Raw genomic sequence first — 16,541 nt, 5'->3', positions numbered from 1 at the left:
AAACACGGAATTGTTTCAATTTATCTGAAAAACCAGGGCGCCGCGCTGTCAATCGCGCTCAAGCGCACCCGCGCTGAATTTGATTGCCAGCACCACCAACGGCACGTAAGCAATACAAATCCCTATCAGTCCGTCAATTCCGGACGTCTCCACCCACAACGCTACGGGGAGCAGCCACAACAGGTTAATCAGGCCCACTGCCAGCGTGACGGGAAGGTGTCGGCCATACCGTCGTGATGCGAATTGATAAGCATGACTGCGATGGGCTTCGTAGACCTTGTCCCCGCGCAACAAACGCCGGATCAGTGTGAATGTCGCATCGACGATGAACACTCCCAGTAAAATCAGCCACGCCCAAAACAATTGAGGCGATGCCCAGCCCGCCTGCAGCGAAGCCACGCCTAGTACAACCCCCAGAAAACCGCTGCCTGCATCACCCATAAAGATTTTCGCGGGTGGGAAATTCCAGAAAAGAAACCCGGCAACGGCCGCCGCCAGCAGCATCGGCATCCAGATCAGCTCGGTATAACCGCACACCAGGTAAATGAAGCTCGCACCGCAGCAAACGCTCAACGCTTCAATACTGGCAATGCCGTCGATGCCATCCATGAAGTTATAGAGATTGAGCATCCATACAAGGTAGAACGCCGCGAGAACGTTACCGACAAAACCGAGATCCACTCGCACGCCAAAAAGCTCCAACGGTGCCAAACCGCCCAGCCAGTAAAGCGCCCATGCCGCAGCCGCAAAATGGCCAAGCAACCGCCAGCGCGCAGCAATGTGCCCGTGATCATCCATGAAACCGATCACCGCAACCAAAGCGCCCGCACCCGCTATCGCTATCAGCGCGGCCGTAGGCAGTTTTTGCTGGAGGCCCAACACGATCAGCGCCAGCAGAAATGTAACAACAATAGAAACACCGCCCCCACGTGGCGTCGGCACCGAATGCGAACTTCGGGCATTGGGCACATCCATCAACCTTTGCGAAAGCGCATAGCGACGAAGGCCAGCCGTCAGCGTTAGCGACAACAGCACTGCCAATACAACCCACCACCACTCACTCATCGTTTTTATGTTCCAGATAATATTGTGCTGTGTTCTTCATGGCTTCCTCGACACTGACCGGAGGCGTCCAGCCGAGCATCGTACAGGTTTTGGTTATATCGACCTGCAAGGAACCGCAGAGACGCTGTGAAAAAGCTCGCCTCCCCAATAGCGTGGCAGCTGTCGTCAGCAACCACATCGGCACCGGGATCAGGCGTGCGGGCCTGCCCAAGGCCTTGGCCATTTGCCTTAGCAGTCCGGTTGTGGACAGATCATTGCCGTCGCTGACCAGAAACGTCTGGTTGGCCGCAGCCGGATGGTGCATGCACGTGACAATCAGATCCACCAGATTATCCAGCGCCACCAGGCTGCGCCGATTGATGATGGCACCCAATGGTAGCGGAACACCTTTATCCAGCCAGCGCATCATGCTCAGGAAGTTCGCCTTGACGCCGGGACCGTAAACCAGAACCGGGCGAATAATGACTACTTCCATACCCGTGCGAGCGGCGAGTTCTCGAAGCCCTTGTTCCGCCTTGGCCTTGGAGACGCCGTAAGGATCAGAAGGACTGCAAGGCTGATCCGCAGTAAATGCTTGGCCCATATCTGTTGCTTCGCCATTGACCTTGATCGAACTGATAAAAATGAAGCGCTTCACGCCTGCCGCCGCAGCCTGCTCGGCAAGGTTCAGCGTTCCGGCGACATTGATACGTAGATATTCCGCTTCAGGATCAGCGGACAAATCGTTCATCACATGAACCCGGGCGGCGGCGTGGATGACGACATCAACGTCGGCTACAAAATTTTCCCACTCAGCGTCCGGCTCGATCGACTTGATTGTTACAACTTCCACAGTGCTATCGGCTGCAGCGTGGTCACCGCGTATAGCGACACGTACAGAACATTCGGAACGGGTGGACAAATAACGCGTTACGGCACCACCGACCAAGCCTGTCGCACCAGTAATGGCAATCAACGTCGTTTTAGCAACCATGAGACCGTACTCTGAAAATTTCAGGGATGTTTACCGAGCAGACTTCAAAACTCAATTGAAATATTCAACAAGCTTCGCATTCACTTTTACTGCATCAAATCTGGCTTTGGCCATGCGATGGCTTTCCAGCCCCATAGGTTCGATCCGATCCGGATTTTCTATAAAAAAGACCATTTTATCTACCAGGTCAGGGACCGAAAATGGCGGAACAATAAAACCGTTTTTCCCATCAACGACGGTGTCTCTACAACCGGGCACATCTGTAGTAATAACCGGTCGACCTATCGCCATTGCTTCTTGGGTACTCCGGGGAACCCCTTCTCGGTAGGAGGGTAAGACAAAGACACTTGATTGCTTAAGCCAGCCGCGAACGTCCTCAACATGACCAGGATGTATGACGATACCCTTATGAACAAGCTGCCCAAGTTCCTCGCGTGACAGCGCCCCCGGATTAGCTTCATCCAGATCACCCAACATGAAGAATCTGGCCGTTGGGTACTTGAGTTTTACCAGCCGTGCTGCCGCTACATATTCCCGCACGCCTTTTTCGGCGAGGAGACGGCCGATGAAGATAAAGCTGACCATCCTTGATGGAGGCGTTGAATAAACATATTTTTGCAGATCAAGACCAATGCCACCCAGCACACAAACCTTGCGAACCTTCAATCGGTATCTCTGTACCAGATCCTCAGGGTCATCACGATTCAAAAATATCAGACGATCTAATAACGGTAACGCCAAGCGATATAAAATCACCTGCGCATAAGCGACGACATATTTTTTAAAACTGGGTCTATTGGAGCAGCGGGTGAACGCATAGCCCAGACCTTCAAGCATCCCCATGCGCTTTTTGACACCGGCCAAGGCTGCTGCAAGGGTCCCGAAGATTACCGGCTTGGGAAAATATGAAAAAACCATATCGGGCGCCAGCGCTCGTATTTTTCCCGAGAGTCTGACAGTATTCAACAGATCACTGACGGGGTTCATTCCTCCCCGACTAAACAGATAGTCAACCGGTATAGCGCCCAAATCACCTACCCGGCTGCGGGTAACCGGGCAGTAGTCAATTGCGAAAGCATAGACTACATGCCCCTCCTGAACCAGTGAGATGATCAGTTCCGCACGGAAATTTAACACGCAGGCAGCGGTTGTCCCAACCAATGCAACTTTCATATTAGACGTCTTGATAACTATAAATTGGATATTGTTTTCTTGCGAACATAAATACTTACCACACACAACAGAACCGCAATATAATTAAATATCCGCAACCTTACGGCAGTCCCCATATTGTCATTACCCAGCAACCAGATCGTTCCATAAATAACAAAGAAAACACAAAGGAATTTGCTCAACTGATCGACGAATCGCCAATTTCTACAGGTGTAAACCAGGCCTGCAATCAATGGCACGCTCTCTACAACAAAAAGCAAGGTAGCCAGAAATCCCTGGAAATAGAATCCGAAAAGCTGAACAAGCACGCTTTTCAAAAACGTTGGGACAAACCAATATGAAGAGTCGAACACAATTTCCAGATTGCTCCCACCCCTTAGCGCGACGCCAAACTTGGACCGATACAACATAAGGCTATCGAGCAATCCGGCGGCATAGAGAGCATTCAGGAGAATAATATAACAACAACCCAAGACCCACAGGCTCAAACTGCGAACACCAAACAGAAACATTACAATAAGACTGAGTAGCAGACTTACGCCCAGATAAGGCCGCATCAAAAACAGCACGCCACAGATACTCAATAAAACAGCGAGAACAGCAATTTTTCTTAATGCCAGCCTTGCCCCATAGAAAACCTGCAAAAAAAATAATACCAGCAAAAACAAGCAGCACATCAATACATCACGATAAATATCCAGCGCATAATAAAAAAGCGTTGGGTACAGGCTGACCATCAAAACAACACACCAATACTCTTTTGGGTGAGTCCTTTTATCTCTGACAGCTATGGCAGCTGCAAGAAACGGAACTGCCACAGCCCCCAGCGTGCCCATAAAAAATCTCATCCCCTCACGAGAATAACAGCCAATATCATTTAGCCACTTCAGGAATGCGGCCCACGAATTGGCAAGCAAGGTCACTTCACCAGACGCATACTTGTGATAATAGTCAGCGTCATTGCCTTCACCAAACACAGCCAAACCATAAACAGACGCGTAAAACAGCACCAAAGATTTTAATACAAGCATTATGACGAACAGACCGCGTAACACACGGACATCGGGGCACATGCCCAACACTCTGGAGGCTATCATGAAGTTATTTGTCTTCTAGCAAAGGGAGTAACAGGAATTTTTTTACGTCGCCAATAGACGGCTGCGATAAACGCTGTCACCGCACCGTATACGACGAACCCCAAAGCGACTGCATAGACTCCGAACGGGTCGAAGAACGAAAAAATTGTCACGTACTGACAAACCAAACCTAGGACCACCAACGAAAGATACTTGCGTTTATCCTGGCAGAACTGCATGGCGGACAAGCCAATTCCGAACATTGAAGAAACGAGCCCTCCGACAATCAGGACCAACAATACTTGCATGGCCAAAGTGCGATCAATGTCAATCAGGCCAAAATAGACATATGCAACTGGCACCAGCAGGGCGCTAAGCAAGGCCGATACTTTAAGCGCCAGCAGGCCTTCCTGACGCAGTGATCCAGTACTCTGTGCGGCCACCCGGGCAATATCCGGCATAACTGAATTCAGAACAGCGTGGGAGCCAAACAACACGACGGTGTAAAGCGCCTGAGCAGCAAAATAGGAAGCCAGCTCCTTTGCGCTCCCCCACTGTTCAATCACAAATCTGTCGGATTGCGCGACTACCACGATCAGTATCTGCGGCAAAACGATAGGCACCGCATGTTTTTTTTCAGCCAGCCAGACCGCGAATCTTAGGGTGTAGTTAATGTTCCAGAATGGATTGCGATGCACATACAAAAGCAGAAGTGGAAGTAGAACAAACAAAATCAGGTACGACGTATCAACCAACACGCCGAACGGCATCGTTCCAACGCTCAAAATTAAAACCATCACTAACAATGGAATAAAGGCGCGACCAAATTCATTGCAGACGATTGCTATGGCGGGTCTCTTTCGCACAATCAACATTGCGGCAATCAGCCCCGCAACACCAAGAGGTATAACTGCCAACAAGCCTGCGCGCCAATAACCCGATGACATCAATACCAGGTAGATGCCCGCAGAGGCGACCAGCCCGTCAAGCAGTTTATGCCCAACATATATCCCGGTCGCCTTATCGCCTCCCTCAGCTTCACTGTTGTTATCAACCGCAACAACGTTGCTGCCCCACACAGCCAATACCGTTGCCAGGTTGAACAAGAACATGAATATTGCATATTTAGCGATCTCTTGGCTGCCATATGTTCTATCAATAATCACGATAGCTAATAATGTTCCCAACCCAGAGATCACCCTGAGTGTATAAACCACCGCCAGACTTAAGAGCATCGACTAATCCCGCAGCAAAGACAATTACATGCCAATCGTTACGGCGCGCTTTTTAATGGCATATTTTCGCTGCAGAGCATGGCTCAATGCACGTTTGGCAATTTCTTCGCCATGCACCAGCCGGACGTTCTCAGGCCACTCAGTCATCCCCGTCACGAATTCAATCAACTCACTTTGATCCGCATGCGCTGAGTACCCGCCAACAGTTGTCACTCCGGCGTTGATTTCGTAACGCTCTCGATCCAGCTCCACATATCCACCCTGCGGTCCGAACTTCTGTATGGCGGCGCCTGGTGTTCCCTTGACCTGATAGCCCACGAAGACCACGTTGTGTCGGCTATCACCCAGCATTGCCTTGAGATAATTAACGATTCGACCGCCTGCGCACATGCCGTGGCCTGCAATGACAATCGCCGGGCGCTTGGTACTGGATAGATAGTTAACGATCTGCAGATGTTTGTCGTGGCTATCAATGGTAATCAGCTGTTCGAAGGCCAAGGGCCTACGCCCTTCGTTCTGACGTTCCTGAGCTTCGGCATCCCAGTAGTCGTTGAAGTCCCTGTATATGGCGGTGAAGCTTGCTGCGAGTGGCGAATCCAGAATGACTGGCAATTGCGACCAGCCCGCCGCCGGACCAATGTCGCTGCCTTCAGGACCTGCGGGGAAAGGCGCATCGGCAAACGCTTTGCGTCTCAGGATATCTTCAATTTCGTACAGTAACTCTTGCGTACGGCCAATGCTGAACGCCGGAATCAATACCGTGCCGTTATCGGCCAAGGCTTGATCTATAACCGCCTCGAGCCGTTGCTGTCTGCTGGCACGATCCTCATGCAGGCGATCACCATAGGTGCTTTCCAATACCAGGATATCTGCCCGCTCGGGCGACTGGGGGCTCGGCAAGAAGGGTGTATGACTTGAACCCAGGTCGCCGGAAAAAACCACACGCTTATCACGCATCTCCAGCGGGTAATTGATATCGCACTCAACATAGGCAGAGCCCAGGATATGTCCTGCTCGCTGCAGGCGAACCCTACATACCAACTGATCGGTTTCGACGATCGTGAACCATCGGTCGAATGGCAGGGCGACCAATCGCTTGTTGATCATCGTCAGATAGTCATCCAGCTCTTTTGCAGAACGGCCAAACTGGTGACTAAAGGCATCTTGCAGGACAACTGGCAATAAATGAGCCGAGGGTTCACTACACAGGATGGGACCACTGTAACCAGCAGCCAGCAACTCAGGAATGCGCCCGACATGATCGGCATGCACATGGGTGAGTACCAATACTTTCACGGTGTCGAGAGCAAACTGAACGGAATTAATAGCGGACGGCTCTTTTCCTCCTGCAGATTCCAGCAAAGCCCCACAATCGATGAGCAGGCTGTGATGTTCATCCATATGCAACTCATGACATGAACCCGTAACACTTTCAACGGCGCCATGATGAGTGATTTGGGGATATTGCATGAATGACCTCGTCAATCCTGACTCAGCGGCAGGTCCGAATCCTCGTAGCACGTAAAATGCCATCGTGCAGACAGATGCACTTAGTGACATTTCAAACAAACTTCGATGGGTTCAACCGCGCTCGTCTATATGGGGAATGAGGTGCATTCTGATTGCGGACAGATTTATTGCAACTGGGTTGACAACTCCCTGCATTGGCTAAATCAGATATAAAATACACATCCAACCCCGTAAACAAAGGGGTCCAAGTATATGCCTGTTAATAAAGTTACAGACCCTTACAGGAACTGATTACCTTTCCGAGCAACTTAGATGACTTTTCCTACAAGGAGTGACGAAAAGCACTACAAAGGCGGTAGTCTTTTCGCAGCCTGATGCTGATCCAGCCAATAATGTTGACCGGGTTTCCGATCCTGTCCGCAGATGAAGGACAGCCCGGAGACATCTTCGAAGGTTCCGAGATTTCGGAATCCGCCATCGCAGATTGCGGAGTGCTTGAACAAGGCAGCTAAAGCGCCCCCACCTTGCGTTTTTTTCGCAGACCCATTGCCCATGACAAAACCGGACCAATGAGCATTCCGACCAGAAGCGCGAGGATTATCGGTACAGAGAGGGAGAGTTGCGGAGCCGACCATCCTAAAAACGCCAGCGAAACAGGCTGCTGATTTTCGAGGATAAAAATAATCGTGGTCGCGACTACGGCCAAGGCGACGACGCCCAGCAGAGCACGTACAAGAATCTGCATGTATCTATTCTCCGTTCTGAAGGCCTAGAGGCCTTCTTCTTCGTCTTCATTGACGCGGTCGCGCAGTTCTTTGCCTGGCTTGAAGTGCGGAACAAATTTGCCATCCAGCGTAACCGACTGGCCGGTTTTTGGGTTACGACCCACACGCGGAGCTCGATAGTGCAAAGAGAAGCTGCCAAAGCCCCGTATCTCAATACGGTCGCCGGTGGCCAGGCACTGGGACATTTGTTCAAGCATGGTCTTGATGGCCAGCTCCACATCTTTGGATGAGAGCAGCCCTTGATGGGTGACAATTCGTTCGATCAACTCCGACTTCGTCATATTTTTCCCTTCTTTTTCAAGCAGCTAGATCAGCGCTCCGAAGGTTTTAGCATGACCGGATCGATTTGAACAGCCCAAGTATTGACTTATGTGAGTCTATTACTGTTCGGAAAACATCTGTTGCCGCTGAATGAGCGTGGGCAAGGCTCGAGACCTGGAAGCGCCCCGAAGGCTCTCCAAGGCGAAAACGTTAGAGAAAGCCAGGTTATCCGGCTGCTGACGATCAAGCTGCCTGTCGAAGCGTCAGGAGCTTAAGCTCAAATCTCGCCCACAAAAAAGGGCGACCGAAGTCGCCCTTTTTAATGGTCAATCAGAACTTAGTTCTGTTTTTCCATTTGTGCGCGAAGCAGGTCACCAATAGTGGTAGGACCGGTGCTCTCTGCAGTTTCTGGCTTGCTACGCAGGCTTTGGATCGCTTCTTTCTCGTCTTCAACGTCTTTCGACTTGATGGACAAGCTGATCACGCGGCTCTTGCGGTCAACGCTGATGATCTTGGCTTCGATCTCTTCGCCTTCTTTCAGAACGTTACGCGCGTCTTCAACGCGGTCACGGCTGATTTCGGAGGCTTTGAGGGTAGCTTCGATGTCGTCGGCCAGAGTGATGATGGCGCCTTTGGCGTCAACTTCTTTAACGATACCGCGGACGATTGCGCCTTTGTCATTGACAGTGACGTACTCGGAGAACGGATCGCTTTCCAGCTGCTTGATACCCAGCGAAATACGCTCGCGCTCTGGATCTACAGACAGGATAACGGTGTCGAGCTCGTCGCCCTTCTTGAAACGACGTACGGCTTCTTCGCCCACTTCGTTCCAGGAGATGTCGGACAGGTGAACCAGGCCGTCGATGCCGCCGTCCAGACCAATGAAGATACCGAAATCGGTGATCGACTTGATGGTGCCGGAGATTTTATCGCCCTTGTTGAACTGGCCAGAGAAATCTTCCCATGGGTTAGATTTGCACTGCTTGATGCCGAGGGAGATACGACGACGCTCTTCGTCGATGTCCAGAACCATAACTTCCACTTCGTCGCCGACTTGAACGACTTTCGAAGGGTGGATGTTCTTGTTGGTCCAGTCCATTTCGGAAACGTGTACCAGGCCTTCCACGCCTTCTTCCAGCTCTGCGAAGCAGCCGTAGTCGGTCAGGTTGGTGACACGGGCAGTTACGCGAGTGCCTTCCGGGTAACGAGCTTTGATAGCAACCCATGGGTCTTCGCCCAGTTGCTTCAGGCCCAGGGAAACACGATTGCGTTCGCGATCGTACTTCAGGACTTTTACATCGATCTCATCGCCAACATTGACGATTTCCGATGGATGCTTGATGCGCTTCCAGGCCATGTCGGTGATGTGCAGCAGGCCATCGACGCCACCCAGATCGACGAATGCGCCGTAATCCGTGAGGTTCTTGACGATACCTTTGACTTGTTGGCCTTCCTGCAAGGACTCGAGCAGAGCTTCGCGCTCGGCACTGTTCTCGGCTTCGAGGACGCTGCGACGGGAAACGACAACGTTGTTGCGCTTCTGGTCGAGCTTGATGACCTTGAACTCGAGCTCTTTGCCTTCCAGGTGAGTCGTGTCACGCACAGGGCGGACGTCAACCAAAGAACCTGGCAGGAACGCACGGATGCCGTTAACGTCGACAGTGAAGCCGCCTTTAACCTTACCGTTGATAACGCCCTTGACCACTTCTTCAGCTGCGAAAGCCGCTTCCAGAACGATCCAGCACTCGGCACGCTTGGCTTTTTCGCGGGACAGCTTGGTTTCGCCAAAGCCGTCTTCGACCGCGTCAAGAGCAACGTGAACTTCGTCGCCGATCTTGATGGTCAGCTCGCCAGCGTCGTTGTGGAACTGCTCCAGCGGGATGAGGCCTTCAGATTTGAGACCGGCGTGAACCGTCACCCATCCAGCCTGGTAATCGATATCAACGATGATCGCGGTGATGATCGAACCGGCCTGAAGGTTGAGGGTCTTTAGGCTTTCTTCAAAAAGTTCTGCAAAGCTTTCGCTCATTTTAATTCCTGTTGATCAAGGGCGAAGAATACGCCCATCTGCCACATTCCAGACAACGTGGGTTTCGTTCAAGTAAAAGAAAGCCTGCGGGACTCGACTGGTCTCCCACACGCTTCTTTGTCATCCGGCGATATCGCGAAGCGCGATTTCACTCATGATGCGTTCCAACACCTGCTCGATGGATAATTCCGTGGAATCCAGCTGTATGGCGTCATGCGCCGGCTTGAGCGGCGCTACCGCTCGCTGGGTGTCACGCTCGTCGCGTGCACATATCTCATCTAGCAGACTCGACAGACTAACATCATCGCCCTTGGCCTTCAACTGCAAGTAACGACGTCGGGCACGTTCCTCGGCGCTGGCAGTCAGAAAAATCTTCAGCGGCGCGTCTGGAAACACTACCGTACCCATGTCGCGTCCGTCTGCGACAAGGCCCGGCTCTTCCTGAAACGCCCGCTGACGCTGCAACAAGGCATCGCGCACTGCCGGCAATGAAGCGACCTGGGAAGCGCCACTGCCAATCTGTTCATTACGAATCGAATGGGTAACGTCCTCGCCTTCGAGGATGATGCGTTGCCCCTGACCGCCAGGTCCGGCTTCGAATTGCACGTCGAGGTGCGCGGCCAGCAGTTTCAAGGCTTCTTCGTTGGTCAGGTCGACGCCATGATTGCGGGCGGCGAACGCCAGCAAACGGTACAGCGCGCCGGAGTCCAGCAGGCACCATCCCAGCCGCTTGGCCAACAAACCGGCAACTGTGCCTTTACCTGAACCGCTTGGTCCGTCGATGGTGATAACCGGTGCTTTAATCTTCACAGCTGTCCCTCTTGCACTACGCGCATGCCGACTTGAGCGCAAAGCGCGAGAAAATTTGGGAACGACGTAGCGACGTTCGCGCAATCATGAATGTGAATCGGGGCCGAGGCCCGCAGTGACGCAACGCTGAAAGCCATGGCGATACGATGGTCGCCATGGGCATTCACTACGCCGCCACCCATCTGACTCGCGTCAATGATAATCCCGTCCGGCACAGCTTGAACGCTGACACCAAGCGCCAGCAGACCATCGGCCATGACCTGGATACGGTCCGACTCTTTAACCCGCAACTCCTGTGCGCCGCGCAAGATAGTACGCCCTTCTGCACAGGCCGCTGCAACGAATAAAACCGGGAATTCGTCTATTGCCAAAGGCACCAGTGCCTCGGGTATTTCAATACCTTTAAGTTTCGCCGAGCGCACGCGCAGGTCCGCCACCGGCTCCCCGCCCACTTCACGCGGGTTTTCCAGGGTGATATCCGCCCCCATCAAACGCAGGATCTGGATCACGCCGCTACGGGTCGGATTGATGCCAACGTGTTCAAGCAGCAGATCGGCCCCTTCGCAAATCGAGGCCGCGACCATAAAAAATGCCGCCGAAGAAATGTCTGCCGGCACTTCAATCCGGGTAGCCGTCAATCCTGCGCCTGACTCGACAGAGACCATTGGACCGTCGACGCTGACCGCATAGCCGAAACCACGCAGCATTCGCTCGGTGTGGTCGCGAGTCGGCGCGGGCTCGATCACGCACGTCTTGCCCTCTGCATACAGACCCGCCAGCAGCAAACAGGACTTGACCTGAGCGCTGGCCATCGGCATGTCGTAGGTCAGGCCTTTGAGCGACTGCCCGCCACGAATCGTGATTGGCGGACGACCTTCAGCAGCCGTTTCGATGACAGCACCCATCTGCCGTAAAGGATCGGCAACCCGACTCATGGGACGCCGGGACAACGAGGCGTCTCCGGTCAGCGTGCTGTCGAAATCCTGAGCAGCGAGCAAACCGGCCAGCAAACGCATTGATGTCCCGGAGTTACCCAGATACAGCGGACCCGGCGCAGCTTTCAGGCCGTGCAGGCCAACCCCGTGAATGACCACGCGGCCGTGATGAGGACCTTCGATCACCACGCCCATGTCGCGAAAGGCCTGTAACGTCGCCAGTGCATCTTCGCCTTCGAGGAAACCTTCGACCTCGGTGATGCCATCAGCCAGGGACCCCAACATGATCGAGCGATGGGAAATCGACTTGTCGCCTGGCACCCGAATACGCCCATGAACGCTACCGCCCGGACTGGCGACAAACACCAGATCGCTCGCCGGTGTTTCGTCGACATAGGCGCGGCGCGCGAGGATCTTGCCGAAATGTTCGCGCGCCACTCGAGCACGGGTGAACACGCCCAGCAATTGATGCCCGTCGCCCGCATCGACCGCGTCGCGCAACGCATCCAGGTCACTGCGAAACGTATCCAGCGTCCGTAAAACCGCTTCGCGATTGGCGAGGAAGATGTCATGCCACATCACCGGGTCGCTGCCGGCAATGCGCGTAAAATCGCGAAAACCACCGGCGGCATAGCGGAAGATATCCAGATTTTCATTGCGTTTGGCCAATGAATCCACCAAACCAAACGCCAGCAAATGCGGCAGATGACTGGTCGCGGCCAGCACTTCATCGTGACGTTCGACCTGCATGTGCTCGACATCGGCACCCAGCTCGGACCACAACCGATCAACCAGCGCCAAGGCTTGTGGATCAGTTTCGGCCAGCGGTGTCAGGATCACTTTGTGGCGCTTGAATAACTGTGCATTGGACGCTTCCACGCCACTCTGCTCCGAACCCGCAATCGGATGCCCCGGCACGAAGCGCGAAGGCATGCCGCCAAACGCCTTGGTCGCAGCCCGCACGACGTTACCCTTGGCGCTGCCCACATCGGTCAACACGGCATTGCCAAGCTCGAAAGTGGCCAGCAACGCGAGCATTTTTTCCATGGCCAGAATCGGCACCGCAAGCTGGATGACATCGGCACCGCGACAGGCAATTGCCAGATCTTCTTCACAGCGATCAACCACACCCAGCTCCACCGCCAGCTTGCGCGATTGAGGATCGAGATCGACACCGACCACTTCGCCGCACAACCCGCTTTCGCGTAAACCTTTGGCAAACGAGCCGCCGATCAAACCCAGACCCACGACTACCAGGCGGCCGATCATAGGCCGGGCAGGTTGCATTGAGATGACATCAATCACGCGCCAGAACCTTGCTCAGCGCTTCAAGGAAACGGGTGTTTTCCTGGGGCAGACCGATGCTGACACGCAAGTGATTGGGCATGCCATAGCCGCCAACCGGCCGCACGATCACGCCCTCGCGGAGCAAGCCTTCATAAACAGACGCGCTTTCACGTCCCAGATCCACGGCGATGAAATTGCCTTTGGAGGGAATCCAGTCCAGGCCCAGCAAACGCAGGCCGCCTTCCAGTTGCTCCATGCCCACTTCGTTCAACTGGCGGCTTTTGGTGACGTATTCGACGTCATCCAGCGCAGCGCACGCGGCCGCCAGCGCGAAGCTGTTGACGTTGAACGGCTGACGCACTCGATTGAGGACGTCGGCAACGGCTGGCGAGGACAGGCCATAACCGACCCGCAACGACGCCAGGCCATAGGCTTTGGAGAAAGTGCGCGACACCAGCAGGTTCGGAAAATCGGCCAGGTAATTCAGGCCATCAGGCAATTGCGCGCCCTGGGCGTATTCGATATAGGCCTCGTCCAATACCACCAGCACATGCCTGGGCACTGCAGCGAGGAACGTGTTCAAGGCATCCGGGCCGAACCAGGTCCCGGTCGGGTTGTTCGGATTGGCGATGAAAACCACACGCGTGTTGCTGTCGATAGCCGCCAGCATTGCAGGCAGATCGTGGCCCCAGTCTTTAGCCGGTGCGACGTGGGCATCTGCACCAACCGCCTGGGTCACGATGGGATAGATGGCGAAGGCAAATTCGCTGAACACCGCATTGAGGCCCGGCGCCAGATAAGCCCGGGCGACCAGCTCAAGGATATCGTTGGAGCCATTGCCCAGCGTGACTTGACTGGCTTGCACCCGGCAGCGCTCGGCAAGACGCTTCTTCAGCTCAAAGCCGTTGCCATCGGGATAGCGGGTCAGCTCGGCCAGTTCATCACGAATGGCGGCCAATGCTTTAGGGCTGGCACCCAGCGGGTTTTCATTGCTCGCCAGCTTGATGATGTGCGCCGGGTCGATACCCAGCTCACGCGCCAGTTCGTCCACGGGCTTGCCCGGAACGTAAGGCGAAAGTTTTTGCACGCCTGGCTGGGCCAGGGCGAGGAAGTCGGCAGTCATGGCTGGCCCCTTTAAAGAACGGCTTTCGGGTAGGAACCCAGCACCTTGAGCGCCACGGCTTCTTGACTGATCTGTTCCAGCACGGCCTTGACCAACGGATCGCGATGGTGGCCGACGAAATCGATAAAGAACACGTAGGTCCATTTACCGCTGCGCGAAGGCCGCGTCTCGATGCGCGTCAGGTCGATCCCGTTTTGATGAAACGGCACCAGCAGCTCATGCAGCGCGCCGGGCTTGTTGCTCATCGACACGATGATCGAGGTCTTGTCGTCGCCGGTCGGCGGGACTTCCTGGCTGCCGATGATCAGGAACCGGGTGGAGTTGTCCGGGCGGTCTTCGATTTTTTCTGCCAGACGGGTCAAGCCATACAGGCCAGCAGCCATATCGCCAGCAATGGCAGCCGAGTTCCACTCGCCCTTGACCCGCTTGGCCGCTTCGGCGTTGCTGGCGACAGCGACGCGCTCGACGTTCGGGTAGCGCGCGTCCAGCCACTTGCGGCACTGCGCCAGCGACTGGGCATGGGAATAGATGCGGCTGATGCTTTCAGTCTTGGTGCTTTCGCCAACCAGCAGGTGGTGGTGAATGCGCAATTCGACTTCGCCACAGATGACCATGTCGTGTTCGAGAAAGCTGTCCAGCGTATGGTTGACCGCGCCTTCGGTGGAGTTTTCCACCGGAACCACGCCGAAATTCACCGCACCCGCGACGACTTCACGGAACACTTCGTCAATGGCCGCCATTGGCAGGCTGATCACCGCGTTGCCGAAGTGCTTGATCGCAGCGGCCTGGGTAAACGTGCCTTCGGGGCCCAGATAAGCCACCTTCAGGGGTTGCTCCAGGGCCAGACACGACGACATGATTTCGCGAAACAGCCGCGCCATCTCTTCGTTGCTCAGCGGACCGCGATTGCGGTCCATGACACGTTTGAGCACCTGGGCTTCACGCTCCGGGCGATAGAACACCGGCACTTCGCCTTCAGCCAGGGTCGACATCTTGACCCGCGCCACTTCCTGCGCGCAGCGCGCGCGCTCGCTGATCAACTCCAGGACTTTTTCATCCAGGCTGTCGATGCGGACCCGCAGCGCCTTGAGTTCTTGTTCGGACATTAGCCGTGTTCCTTCTCGAACTCTGCCATGTAGGAAACCAGCGCGTTGACGGCGGTGATGTCCACGGCATTATAGATAGAGGCACGCATGCCACCGACCGAGCGGTGACCCTTGAGATTGAGCAGCCCGCGAGCGTCGGCACCGGCCAGGAACGGCTTGTCCAGACGATCATCGGCAAGCCGGAACGGCACGTTCATCCACGAGCGATCAGACTTGTTGATCGGGTTGCTGTACAGGCCGCTGGCATCAATGAAGTCATACAGCATGCGCTGCTTGGCTTCATTGAGTTTGCCGATGGCCTCAACGCCGCCCTGCTCTTTCAGCCATTCGAACACCAGACCGGACAGGTACCAGGACAGGGTCGGCGGCGTGTTGTACATCGAGCCATTGTCGGCCGCGACTTTGTAATTGAGCATGGTCGGGCACAGCGAACGCGCGCGACCCAGCAGGTCCTCGCGAATGATCACCACCACCAGGCCGCTCGGGCCGATGTTTTTCTGCGCGCCGGCGTAGATCATGCCGAAACGGGAGATATCCAGCGGACGCGAAAGGATGTCCGAAGACATGTCGGCAATCAGCGGCACGTCGCCCGTTTCCGGAATCCAGCTGAATTCCAGACCGCCAATGGTTTCGTTGGGCGCGTAATGCACGTAGGCCGCGTCTTTGGACAACTGCCATTCGTTCTGACCGGGAATCGCGAAATAGTCGTAGGGCTTGGCGGTCGCGGCGACGTTGACGTGGCCGTAACGCGAGGCTTCTTCGATGGCTTTCTGCGACCAGATACCGGTGTCGATATAGTCGGCGGTGCCTTCTTCAGGCAGCAGGTTCAGTGCAATTTGGGCGAACTGCTGGCTGGCGCCGCCTTGCAGGAACAATACTTTGTAGTTTGAGGGAATCGTCAGAAGGTCGCGCAGATCCTGCTCGGCCTTGTTGGCAATGGAGGTGAATTCATCGCTGCGATGACTCATTTCCATGACGGACAGGCCTTTGCCATGCCAGTCCAGCAGTTCCGCCTGGGCACGCAGCAGAACAGCTTCAGGTAGCGCAGCAGGACCTGCGCAGAAGTTAAAGGCTCGCTTGCTCATATCCACTCTCACTACGCGCTGATTTCTCAGGCTTGGGTCATTTGAAGTTGGAAGTGCCGAAGGCTGCGAACGGTTTTGAACCGGTCGCAGCCTTCGGCAACTCCTGCAGGAAACCCTTGGGCTTCCTG

At 54.6% G+C, this 16,541-nt stretch carries 14 protein-coding genes; all 14 read right to left on the bottom strand.

The features are described from left to right. Window positions 1-48: 48 nt before the first annotated feature. The 14 genes from CFII64_RS02595 to serC all read right to left on the bottom strand — a co-directional run bounded on the left by CFII64_RS02595 (window position 49) and on the right by serC (window position 16,413). A complete protein-coding gene (locus CFII64_RS02595; RefSeq protein WP_020289201.1) occupies window positions 49-1,065 on the bottom strand; it encodes a glycosyltransferase family 4 protein in 1,017 nt (338 codons plus the stop codon). After that, window positions 1,058-2,038, bottom strand: coding sequence for an SDR family oxidoreductase (locus CFII64_RS02590; RefSeq protein WP_020289200.1), 981 nt, complete (start codon window positions 2,036-2,038; stop codon window positions 1,058-1,060). Before CFII64_RS02590 ends, CFII64_RS02595 begins: the two co-directional genes overlap by 8 nt. A gap of 51 nt (window positions 2,039-2,089) precedes the next feature. Next, the gene (locus tag CFII64_RS02585; protein WP_020289199.1) at window positions 2,090-3,211 is read right to left on the bottom strand and encodes a glycosyltransferase family 4 protein; all 1,122 of its coding nucleotides are present in this window, start codon (window positions 3,209-3,211) and stop codon (window positions 2,090-2,092) included. Window positions 3,212-3,228: 17 nt separating this feature from the next. Then, the gene (locus CFII64_RS02580; RefSeq protein WP_044901121.1) at window positions 3,229-4,284 is read right to left on the bottom strand and encodes a hypothetical protein; all 1,056 of its coding nucleotides are present in this window, start codon (window positions 4,282-4,284) and stop codon (window positions 3,229-3,231) included. 20 nt (window positions 4,285-4,304) lie between these two features. Beyond that, window positions 4,305-5,522, bottom strand: a complete 1,218-nt coding sequence (locus tag CFII64_RS02575; protein ID WP_020289197.1) for a lipopolysaccharide biosynthesis protein — start codon at window positions 5,520-5,522, stop codon at window positions 4,305-4,307. 24 nt (window positions 5,523-5,546) lie between these two features. Next, window positions 5,547-6,992: an MBL fold metallo-hydrolase RNA specificity domain-containing protein gene (locus tag CFII64_RS02570; RefSeq protein ID WP_044901092.1), complete on the bottom strand. Its 1,446-nt coding sequence runs from the start codon at window positions 6,990-6,992 to the stop codon at window positions 5,547-5,549. 508 nt (window positions 6,993-7,500) lie between these two features. Then, the gene (locus tag CFII64_RS02565; protein WP_020289193.1) at window positions 7,501-7,737 is read right to left on the bottom strand and encodes a lipopolysaccharide assembly protein LapA domain-containing protein; all 237 of its coding nucleotides are present in this window, start codon (window positions 7,735-7,737) and stop codon (window positions 7,501-7,503) included. A 24-nt stretch (window positions 7,738-7,761) separates the two neighbouring features. After that, window positions 7,762-8,058, bottom strand: a complete 297-nt coding sequence (gene ihfB / locus CFII64_RS02560) for an integration host factor subunit beta (RefSeq protein WP_020289192.1) — start codon at window positions 8,056-8,058, stop codon at window positions 7,762-7,764. A 317-nt stretch (window positions 8,059-8,375) separates the two neighbouring features. Beyond that, window positions 8,376-10,067 (bottom strand): 30S ribosomal protein S1, encoded by a 1,692-nt coding sequence (gene rpsA, locus CFII64_RS02555; RefSeq protein WP_020289191.1) that lies wholly within the window; start codon window positions 10,065-10,067, stop codon window positions 8,376-8,378. Window positions 10,068-10,187: 120 nt separating this feature from the next. Further along, window positions 10,188-10,877: a (d)CMP kinase gene (gene cmk / locus CFII64_RS02550; RefSeq protein WP_020289190.1), complete on the bottom strand. Its 690-nt coding sequence runs from the start codon at window positions 10,875-10,877 to the stop codon at window positions 10,188-10,190. After that, on the bottom strand, window positions 10,874-13,081 hold the full coding sequence (locus CFII64_RS02545) for a bifunctional prephenate dehydrogenase/3-phosphoshikimate 1-carboxyvinyltransferase (RefSeq protein WP_044901091.1): 2,208 nt from the start codon (window positions 13,079-13,081) through the stop codon (window positions 10,874-10,876). The genes cmk and CFII64_RS02545 overlap by 4 nt, the downstream gene beginning before the upstream one ends. A gap of 28 nt (window positions 13,082-13,109) precedes the next feature. Next, on the bottom strand, window positions 13,110-14,222 hold the full coding sequence (gene hisC, locus CFII64_RS02540) for a histidinol-phosphate transaminase (protein WP_020289188.1): 1,113 nt from the start codon (window positions 14,220-14,222) through the stop codon (window positions 13,110-13,112). 11 nt (window positions 14,223-14,233) lie between these two features. Then, window positions 14,234-15,328 carry a prephenate dehydratase gene (gene pheA / locus CFII64_RS02535; RefSeq protein WP_020289187.1) on the bottom strand — a complete coding sequence of 365 codons (1,095 nt, stop codon included), beginning with the start codon at window positions 15,326-15,328 and terminating at the stop codon, window positions 14,234-14,236. Further along, on the bottom strand, window positions 15,328-16,413 hold the full coding sequence (gene serC, locus CFII64_RS02530) for a 3-phosphoserine/phosphohydroxythreonine transaminase (protein ID WP_020289186.1): 1,086 nt from the start codon (window positions 16,411-16,413) through the stop codon (window positions 15,328-15,330). The genes pheA and serC overlap by 1 nt, the downstream gene beginning before the upstream one ends. Window positions 16,414-16,541: the final 128 nt, after the last annotated feature.

The sequence above is a fragment of the Pseudomonas sp. CFII64 genome, assembly GCF_000416235.1.
In the GTDB taxonomy this organism is placed as follows: Bacteria; Pseudomonadota; Gammaproteobacteria; order Pseudomonadales; family Pseudomonadaceae; genus Aquipseudomonas.
Note: the sequence above shows the minus strand (reverse complement) of the source record. Positions and strands in the feature narration are given on the sequence as shown.

Bases quoted from the DNA above. Each gene is read 5' to 3' on its own strand.
- CFII64_RS02595 (WP_020289201.1), bottom strand. From the start codon at position 1,065: ATGAGTGAGTGGTGGTGGGTTGTATTGGCAGTGCTGTTGTCGCTAACG.
- CFII64_RS02590 (WP_020289200.1), bottom strand. From the start codon at position 2,038: ATGGTTGCTAAAACGACGTTGATTGCCATTACTGGTGCGACAGGCTTG.
- CFII64_RS02585 (WP_020289199.1), bottom strand. From the start codon at position 3,211: ATGAAAGTTGCATTGGTTGGGACAACCGCTGCCTGCGTGTTAAATTTC.
- CFII64_RS02580 (WP_044901121.1), bottom strand. From the start codon at position 4,284: ATGTGCCCCGATGTCCGTGTGTTACGCGGTCTGTTCGTCATAATGCTT.
- CFII64_RS02575 (WP_020289197.1), bottom strand. From the start codon at position 5,522: ATGCTCTTAAGTCTGGCGGTGGTTTATACACTCAGGGTGATCTCTGGG.
- CFII64_RS02570 (WP_044901092.1), bottom strand. From the start codon at position 6,992: ATGCAATATCCCCAAATCACTCATCATGGCGCCGTTGAAAGTGTTACG.
- CFII64_RS02565 (WP_020289193.1), bottom strand. From the start codon at position 7,737: ATGCAGATTCTTGTACGTGCTCTGCTGGGCGTCGTCGCCTTGGCCGTA.
- ihfB (WP_020289192.1), bottom strand. From the start codon at position 8,058: ATGACGAAGTCGGAGTTGATCGAACGAATTGTCACCCATCAAGGGCTG.
- rpsA (WP_020289191.1), bottom strand. From the start codon at position 10,067: ATGAGCGAAAGCTTTGCAGAACTTTTTGAAGAAAGCCTAAAGACCCTC.
- CFII64_RS02545 (WP_044901091.1), bottom strand. From the start codon at position 13,081: ATGATCGGCCGCCTGGTAGTCGTGGGTCTGGGTTTGATCGGCGGCTCG.
- hisC (WP_020289188.1), bottom strand. From the start codon at position 14,222: ATGACTGCCGACTTCCTCGCCCTGGCCCAGCCAGGCGTGCAAAAACTT.
- pheA (WP_020289187.1), bottom strand. From the start codon at position 15,328: ATGTCCGAACAAGAACTCAAGGCGCTGCGGGTCCGCATCGACAGCCTG.
- serC (WP_020289186.1), bottom strand. From the start codon at position 16,413: ATGAGCAAGCGAGCCTTTAACTTCTGCGCAGGTCCTGCTGCGCTACCT.